This is a genomic window from Citrobacter sp. wls718, assembly GCF_005280945.1.
In the GTDB taxonomy this organism is placed as follows: Bacteria; Pseudomonadota; Gammaproteobacteria; order Enterobacterales; family Enterobacteriaceae; genus Citrobacter; species Citrobacter gillenii.
In genome coordinates, this window is sequence record NZ_SZWV01000060.1 from 22,947 (window position 1) to 31,139 (window position 8,193).

Genomic DNA, 8,193 nt, shown 5'->3' on the forward strand with positions numbered 1-8,193 from the left:
ACGATTTCCCCGAGGCTGCTCAGGCCAACGTGCGGAATTGCCCAGTCGCCGCTGCGGATCGCGTTCCAGAGTCGGGCCGAAACACTTCCGTTGCCCCAGACAACGTAGTTCAACAGTATCCGTCCGGCCAACACACCTTCCCGACACCGCCGCCGAAGGCCATGGCCCATCAAGCGGATTTTCCATGCGCCCTCAGCGCCGTACCTACAGCAAATCTTTCAAGGCCCAGGTCATTCAGGAGTGTTCTGAACACGGTGCCTCCATCGCAAACATCGCCTTGGGCTACAGCCTCAATGCCAACCTCGTCCACAAATGGATTCGCCTGCTTACCCAGAAAACCACGGCTATCCAGCCAGCGTTCATCCCGTTGCCTTCTCAAATGCTCGGCGCGGGTTCGCATGCTCAAGCGCGCTGCTGCGATCATGAGTTTGATCCAGTCGGCCCGTAATAATGGGCACGATCCGTATGCCTATCTCAAGGATGTGCTGACACGGTTGCCGACGCAGCGGGCGAGTGAGATTGCAGAGCTGCTGCCGCATAGGTGGCATCCGGCATAGTCGCGCAAGACGGTTTGCCCGCACGCTTACGTTCAACAGCTCAAGCACCGTCCGCCCTTCGCGGGATCGTTGCCGCCAGAGCCACACGCCGAACTTTTCCACCTTGTCGTCGCCGGCCTGCGGTCAGTCAGGCAAGCCCAGGTGCTCGTTTTCCTGCTTGATCGCGTGGTCTCGGATCGCGTGCACCCGGGAAACGGCATCCACGAACTGCCACCATCTCTTAGCTTGGCGGGGGCAAGCCAGCCGGGATGCCCGGACGGTTACGCTGGTCCGCGCCCAGTTGCAGCACCAAGGTCGGCCGCAGTGATGAAGCGGGTCTTGATGCCGCACTGCGCCGCCCGATAGCGCAGTGCGATGGCCAGATGCGTCTTGCCGACTCCCAAGGGGCCTATATCGCCTTGGCATGGCTCGGGGCAGTTTCGGGGAGGCTGCACGCAGTGCGCGACAAGATGTATCGCAGCCGAACTGCGGTGTATTCTGCAATCAGCCTAGGGCCGCGTGTATCCGCTGCTTCCGGTCGAACACCCGGGCATGGTTGGCCCCAGATGAGCTTTCTTTCGGGTGATGCACAGAGTGCAAAGGCTCACAGTACTTCGCCATGGTGCCTGGCCAACGCAACGAGCCTTTCACTGTCTCCCTCAAGATCCTGTCTATGCATTTTCCTGCCTCAACACCTACTTTGAAGCCCATGATCCGCGTTGACATGGTCTTCCGGTTGTCTGAGGTATCTATTTCTAGAAGGTAGCGTTGATCGCCGTTTTGCAGCTTGAACCTTGCCAGCAGATAACAGCGTGATTTTTCGTGATCAATCATGTGGTAGCTGCAACGTGGAACGGGCGGCAGAGGCCTCACTTCCAGTGCTACCAGCGCAACTCCAGACTCTTGGGTGATTTGTTCAAGAATCTCTCGGAGCAGCGAGAAGCGATCTGCAAGCCGTTCATGCTCGTCCCCATCACCCTCTCCCTCACCCAATTGTTGGAATTCTCCTGACGCTATGCTGCCCTCGCTCACAGGATCAGCCACGCCGAAGAGTTGGATTTCTCTGCTCGGGCATTGCTCGTCGTCGACCTTCTTGCCATAACCGTTGGCACGATCCCCGTTGTAGGCGATCTTGGTGCGCAGCTGAGCATCAAACGTGACTCCCTCAACGGGCAGATGAATCAACCTCTGCTCCTTGGCAGCAGTCGGCTCTTCGTCAGCATCCACCTCCAACTCTTTCGCTCCCGATGGCACGGATACACAGCCTGTGTTCTCTCCCCTGACGGGTAACTTGAGAGCAGGGTGACGGAAAAAAATATCACCGCGATGGCTAAACCGGAGCCCCTGAAGCTTTTCGATCTCCCAGACCAGCAATTCGTTGCTTTCCGGATCAAAGGGGCCTCGCACATCCATGGTGGTACCCGCAAGGGAAGTGGGTGCCTGAAAGTCGAACTGCCACCTGGCATACGCCGACTCTTGCAGTACCCGCTCTTGCCTTTGATTGAGGCTTTGCCAGATTGACTCGAAGGATCGCCTCACATCCTGATTCAGCAGCAGCCAACTGAAATGGTCTCTGTATCCCTTGATTTTGAGAAGTGTAGTGGTCAACTAAAACTGGCCACCGCTTTAGAGTTTTTCCTGAACCGCCCCGGGTTTCCTGGAGAGTGTTTTATCTGTGAACTCAGGCTGCCAGATCATCGTTTCCGATGGAAGCATAATAAGCTTTTTCTGCTTCTGCCGGTGGGATATGGCCCAGCCTTTCCAGCAATCGTCGATTGTTATACCAGTCCACCCACGTGAGTGTGGTCAGCTCCACTTCTGTCCGGTTTTTCCAGCTCTTACGGTGTATTACCTCCGCTTTGTAAAGGCCATTGATGCTCTCCGCCATCGCGTTGTCATACGAGTCACCAGTACTTCCTGTTGATGCCAGTAATCCGGCTTCCTTAAGCCGCTGTGTGTAGGCCAGCGATACATACTGAGAACCTTTATCACTGTGATGGACTGTGCCGGACGGTCGACGGGCCCATAACGCCTGCTCCAGTGCATCCAGCACGAATGTCGTTTCCATGGACGATGAGACCCGCCACCCCACGATGTATCCGGCAAACACATCAATGATGAACGCCACATAGACGAAGCCCTGCCATGTGCTGACGTAAGTAAAATCAGCCACCCACAGCTGGTCAGGACGTTCTGCCACGAACTGACGGTTTACGCGGTCGCCTGCGGCAACGGCTTTCCGGCTGATGGTCGTACGGACCTTTTTACCCCGGAGAACACCGGCAAGTCCCATAACCGCCATGTGACGTGCCACAGTGCATCTGGCCACTCTGATACCTTCCCGTAACAACTGACGCCAGACTTTACGCACACCGTATACCTTGTGATTTTCATCGTATACGCGCTGTATCTCTTTCTTCAGCCAGTCATCGCGCTGCGCACGGGCACTGTGTTTATCCGGATGATGTCGCTGTTGCTGACAGTGGTAATACGTTGACGGGGCAATATGCAGTTCGCTGCATAGCGGTCCGACCCCGTACTGCTCACGCAACTTATCCAGCAGCGGCATCATTTTTTCCAGAGGCGGTCGAATTCCGCCTTCGCAAAATAAGCGGAAGCCTGGCGAAGGATATCGTTACTGCGGCGCAGTTCACGATTTTCACGTTCCAGCTCTTTCAGACGCTGACGTTCAGCGGTGGTGAGCCCGCCATCACCGCCTCCGGTATCTCGCTCATGCTGGCGTACCCAGACACGCAGAGTCTCCGGTGTATAGCCAATCTTTGGGGCAATGGAACAAATTGCCGCCCACTGTGAGTCATATTCGCCCTGACTTTCCAGAAGCATACGAATCGCCCTCTGACGGACTTCGGGGGAAAAACGAGTATTTTTAGTCATCCTGTTTACCTCTTTCTCAGGGAGTTTAGTCTCCAGGATTCCCGGGGCGGTTCAACAACGGTTGTTAGGATTAAGTTTTCTGACACATGCGGGTGAAAATGTCTGTTGTACAATTGCCGGGTTGGTGCTCTTCGGTAAACATCCACGCCAGTATTTACGTCAATCAGGTATCCGAGTCTTTGCGTTTGCCAGCGAGGATAAGGAGTACCAACCGTTACTCGATGATATTCTGGATGGTCCAATGGTTGGGCGTTTTGATACTGAGGAAGCCGGAAAGGCTTTGATCGATGGTGGATTGATTGAGCGTTTGATGTCGACTATCATGCCCTTTATCACTTCAGAGGCCTCTCTACCCGATACGCATCTACGTCGGGAAACAACCTGGTATTATCCACTGGAAGCTATTCGCGAAACTGTTGTAAATGCACTGGCTCATCATGACTGGACACGCTTTGTTGAGATAGAGATTGGCTTGTATAGCAATCGATTTGAAGTTATTAGCCCTGGGGCGCTGAATAATTCGATGTCGGTTGAAAAGATGGTTGCAGGTCAGCGTTCACCACGTAATACGATTATCATGGAAGTCTTACGTGATTATGGTTACGTTGATTTCAGGGGGATGGGAGTCAGGACAAAGATTATTCCACTAACACAGGCCATGAGTGGCCAACTCCCTGAGTTTACTGCAACAGATGATTACTTGAAAACAATACTTTATCGCTCACCATCGTCTTGATATATAAGGTCTGGCCTTTCCATCCATAAGAAAGGCCATTTCTGTAAAAAAATAAATTACCCGCGACTGCAGCCGAAGCTACGGTCGCCATCTCCGTATACTTTTGTATCAAGTTTAGCCAGGTAGTCAAGACGATTCAGTAATTTATTGTATTCTCCTTCAAAGTTAAAATCATTGACGTCTAATATATAACGACAATTTTCAGGGTAGTGAACCAATCCCGGATAATCATCCAGTTCCAACCCCAGTGCACTGTACCATGCCCTTACAATCATCATCCGTAAATTGCTTTCAGCCTCATAATCACCTAAATGGTAATAAGCATCTTTGTTAAAAAAAAGACCAATATGAAAGTGGCATTTTCCCTCTTCGGAAAACTCCCTTACCCAAACATGACGAACTCGGTTTGGATATATTCTTTTGCCGTTGGCAGTTCTGGCTTTTTCATTGGCCTCCAGCATTGCATTTAACGCATTACGGAAACGGGATATGGCACCAGGCTCCACATTAGGGAAGCAGCAAACAGTATCTCCTCTGTCTAAAATAGGTGGATAATGTACATCAACACGTAATGCCATTGTTCTAGGGAATTCACTTACAGCATCATTGACGACTCGTTCAATATGCTTTTTATAGGCGAGTACATGCTCACCATGCGATCCTGGGTATAAATTCATAGATTAAATCCTTATGTATATTCCTACAATACTATTTACTTTTAATGATTTAAATAGATGCAAGCATTGCTTGATTGTAGGATAGATATAATATTAAAGATGATAGCAATATATTACCTATCCAACACTAAATTCGTCAAAAAAGTTACATTGCGTAACGCCAATGCTTTACCAATCCACTCTGCAATTAATTTAACTATAAATATTAAATTCGACATTAGCGGGTGCTATAAATACTGTTTTTCCTTTTTTAGCAGCGAATATCCTTTTTTGAGAATATAGTGTACCTAACAACTCATTCACTTTATTACGATTTCGAAACCTACTGGGTCCATATTGCAGTATAGTGTTTTTCCTGATGTAGGGTACAAAGCACCGACAGCAATACTCTTTAATCCAGAAGTAAAGTTCATCCGCTTCTGAATTAACCAGTGTAAATCCCGGGGGATGAGAAACAAGTCGAATATACTCATCAACATACCAGGCACTGATCTCCACAGCCGCCTCCGTAGTCAGAAGAGATATATCACCTTCATCACCATTAAAGTAATGCAATAATGCCGCAATTCTTGCCATATTTTCAGCCATTTTAGAGGCATAATCTTTAAAATTAGACAGTGCTCCAAGAATCCCCATTTCCGACTCAACTTTATTATAAAATTCGAGCCAGCGTTTTTCAGCCTCAGGGGAGAAGTACAGACACAGACGTTCATTTTCATCATTTCTGATAATACTCTCGTTAACGATCCCCATCAGTCGTAGATGAAATACCGGTAGATGCTCGCTTGAGACAACCGGGTTGGTAATTTGCCGGTAGCCCTGTGTTGAACCAGGCTGACACATCAAGCACCGTGCGAAGAATCCGATCCCTTTCGCTGTATCGCCTTTTCGTTCCAGATATCCTTTTTTAAGCACATCAGGCTGGACCATCAGTGCCAGCGTCATTCTGGCATCTTTGATTAATTTATCCGGTTCGCTTTTTCTTTCCACGGGAAACATTGCGCCATCCCACATTTTATTGATGAAAGGCAGTTCATTCAGCGCATAGCCGTTAAAAATGGTGCCAGCTTCATCAGACATAAGCCCGATAGACCGCCAGTGCCCACTGAGATAGTCTTTTATCGCCGCAGGTGTGGCATCATTGAATATCTGTCTGAACCTGACCGGTGCTTTCGGGTATGTTGCCAACAGCGCTTTCAGTCGTTCATTCGTTGTGGAATGTTCTTTGTTACGGGAAATCTCTGATTTCAGTTTTGACATCAAGGCTTTCTTTTCAACATTAAAAGCCGTTTCCTCATTCCGCCAGATAATCAGATCCTGGGTATATTTTTCAAACCATTCATCTTCCAGCTGATACAATGGCTTCATTAGCAGTTTGTCCACCGTACTTTTGCGTTCACCCGATTCCGCCAGTGTCAGTAAAAAAAGCGATACCGGGCTGCGCAGATTATTCAGTCTGCACACATCAATCCGGTTCTGGCAGGCAAGAGAAATAACCCCTAGTACTGATGCAGCAATCAAAGCCTGAGGAGCCTGCGTATGCTGTTCTACTTCGTAAACTGCATTTCTGATGATCTGTGGGAACACATGTACAGGAAAAGGACGACCACACAGCATAGATACCTCTCATTCAGTTAACGTTTAAAACGATTTCACTCATATTGCTATTCCGCTATTAATAGTAGAAATAGCAGGATGAACTCGGGTCATCCAAAAAATAAATGCAAAAAAAACCTGATGTTAACGCTCACTGATCCAATACAGCAGGTCACTTAACAGCCACCCGCAGGATTTCAGACCAATAGACTTACGCAGTGGAAACTGACCGACTTGCTCTAGTTTCCAGGCCGTTGAACGGGATACAGATGTAATGTGCTGACGCTCTTTTTCACGTACGAGGCGATCATGAGGTTCGCCATTGTTGCGTAATACCTGTAAGCGTTCTTCTGATGTTGGACTGTTGAATTTTGCTTTCATACTGCCTCCTTTGTTTCGATGGATGCAGCATGGCTCAAGCAGGCGCTAATATAAAAGAAGTTTACGGCTTATTAAGGTGCACATTGCTTATTGTGGTGCTTACAGTGGCTTGATGTGGTTTTTACGGTGGCTTAATGTGGGAACTTTAAAATACATTTGAGGCTTCTTAAATAGAATATTCGATGTGTTTACCGTTTTTCCTTTGCGTCATTACGTTTTTAGTAAAACCTGAAACATAAATATTGAAAAGGTTAAAAGAGAGATTCATTAAGAGATATGTATTAATCATGCAACTCACAATAATGAAAAAATCTCATAAATACATTTTTCTCAATATTAAATTTTCCATTTATGGCTATACTCTATATTAGCTTTGCATAATTAAGGATTAGTCAACAAAAAAAGTTATTATAACTTTCCCACCATAGATTGCTGAGAATGATAAATATTAGAATTCATGAATAATGCTAACAAGTTTTTATATTTGCCATAAAAATAAATTACTTGAAGTATCATTGAATTGATTTCAACCAGCGGCGAATAGTTTCCGGGCTGAACTCTCGCCCAGGTAATATATCCTTGGCATCCGAATTCAACATATTCGCGATTGGTGCAGCCTCAAGTTTACCATTTTTACTTTTATAGTATTTACTTAACATTATAAATATAGCATCCCGTTCTGCCTTAGATACCCTTTCTTTAGCCCCTTTAACAATTTCTTTAGCGTTCACATTTTGATCAACGTTACTTTCTGCTCCGGGAACTACTGACTTTATATTTTGAGGTGAAACCTCAACTGTACCTTCGGTAAATAAAGACTCATCTAAAACAGCTTCAATGTCAGGTCCAACAAAGAAGTCTTCTTTGAAAATTACAAAGGAATGATTAAAAAATAAAACATGATCACTTACATTGCCATTAATAATTACTGCTCCGGGAGTATTAATAATAGCATTACGTGAGGTTCCATTTGCAATATGATACCCTTCATTTGCAAAACGAGTTATTTTAGTTGGTTTTACTTCCCAAAAGCCATATGCCAGACCTTGATAAGAAATATAAGATGAAACAATTTCATTTTGATTTTTATTTTTTTCAATTTCACATTCTTGTGGATTTAGAGGAATAAAGACCCTGTAAGCCGTTGAACCAAAAACGCTTTGGTACTCATCAGAACCTGAAGTAATATTTTCTATTTCCGAATTGTCATCCCCTTCGAATGTTCTTTTCAAGCAACATGGAACAGCATCTAATTTTACAAATAGCTTCCTCGAAAAATTCAACCAATCGCTTATAACTTTCGTAATAGATATATTTTCCCGTTCACATATGTCAGTGATTGAAAGGAAACTAGACTGGCCCCCTGAATCTC

The 8,193-nt window shown here is 46.6% G+C and carries 8 protein-coding genes, 2 pseudogenes and 1 other annotated feature; of the genes and pseudogenes, 3 read left to right on the top strand and 7 right to left on the bottom strand.

What is annotated here, in order from left to right:
• Window positions 1-184 precede the first annotated feature (184 nt).
• Window positions 185-448, top strand: coding sequence for a transposase (locus tag FDW95_RS11950; RefSeq protein WP_071843346.1), 264 nt, complete (start codon window positions 185-187; stop codon window positions 446-448).
• Window positions 393-557: pseudogene (locus FDW95_RS11955) on the top strand (transposase domain-containing protein); the annotation flags it as partial. The gene FDW95_RS11950 and the pseudogene FDW95_RS11955, both read left to right, overlap by 56 nt.
• Before the next feature lie 293 nt (window positions 558-850).
• On the opposite strand, the pseudogene FDW95_RS11960 reads toward FDW95_RS11955, so the two are convergent.
• The 3 genes and pseudogenes from FDW95_RS11960 to FDW95_RS11970 all read right to left on the bottom strand — a co-directional run.
• Window positions 851-949: pseudogene (locus FDW95_RS11960) on the bottom strand (ATP-binding protein); the annotation flags it as partial.
• A gap of 91 nt (window positions 950-1,040) precedes the next feature.
• Window positions 1,041-2,144, bottom strand: coding sequence for a Tn7-like element transposition protein TnsE (locus FDW95_RS11965; RefSeq protein WP_227743569.1), 1,104 nt, complete (start codon window positions 2,142-2,144; stop codon window positions 1,041-1,043).
• A gap of 73 nt (window positions 2,145-2,217) precedes the next feature.
• Window positions 2,218-3,431, bottom strand: a protein-coding gene (locus tag FDW95_RS11970) for an IS3 family transposase (RefSeq protein ID WP_170972997.1) whose coding sequence is annotated in 2 segments (ribosomal slippage) — window positions 2,218-3,140 and window positions 3,140-3,431 — 1,215 coding nt in all. Because the reading frame shifts where the segments join, the coding sequence is not laid out codon by codon here.
• Window positions 3,034-3,150 (bottom strand) — a sequence feature (AL1L pseudoknot). (Overlaps the previous gene by 117 nt.)
• A 61-nt stretch (window positions 3,432-3,492) precedes the next feature.
• On the opposite strand from FDW95_RS11970, the gene FDW95_RS11975 reads away from it, so the two are divergent.
• Complete coding sequence (locus tag FDW95_RS11975; protein WP_249359063.1) at window positions 3,493-4,167, top strand: ATP-binding protein; 675 nt, start codon at window positions 3,493-3,495, stop codon at window positions 4,165-4,167.
• 56 nt (window positions 4,168-4,223) lie between these two features.
• Here the strand turns inward: FDW95_RS11975 and FDW95_RS11980 are convergent, their stop codons facing one another.
• The 4 genes from FDW95_RS11980 to FDW95_RS23195 form a co-directional block, all read right to left on the bottom strand.
• A complete protein-coding gene (locus tag FDW95_RS11980; protein WP_046694512.1) occupies window positions 4,224-4,844 on the bottom strand; it encodes an inovirus Gp2 family protein in 621 nt (206 codons plus the stop codon).
• A 192-nt stretch (window positions 4,845-5,036) separates the two neighbouring features.
• The gene (locus tag FDW95_RS11985) at window positions 5,037-6,461 is read right to left on the bottom strand and encodes a YfjI family protein (protein WP_115257457.1); all 1,425 of its coding nucleotides are present in this window, start codon (window positions 6,459-6,461) and stop codon (window positions 5,037-5,039) included.
• Window positions 6,462-6,584: 123 nt separating this feature from the next.
• Complete coding sequence (locus FDW95_RS11990; RefSeq protein ID WP_046694510.1) at window positions 6,585-6,821, bottom strand: AlpA family phage regulatory protein; 237 nt, start codon at window positions 6,819-6,821, stop codon at window positions 6,585-6,587.
• Window positions 6,822-7,333: 512 nt separating this feature from the next.
• Window positions 7,334-8,193 (bottom strand): hypothetical protein (locus FDW95_RS23195; protein ID WP_170972998.1); only part of this gene is annotated, 860 nt, incomplete at its 5' end.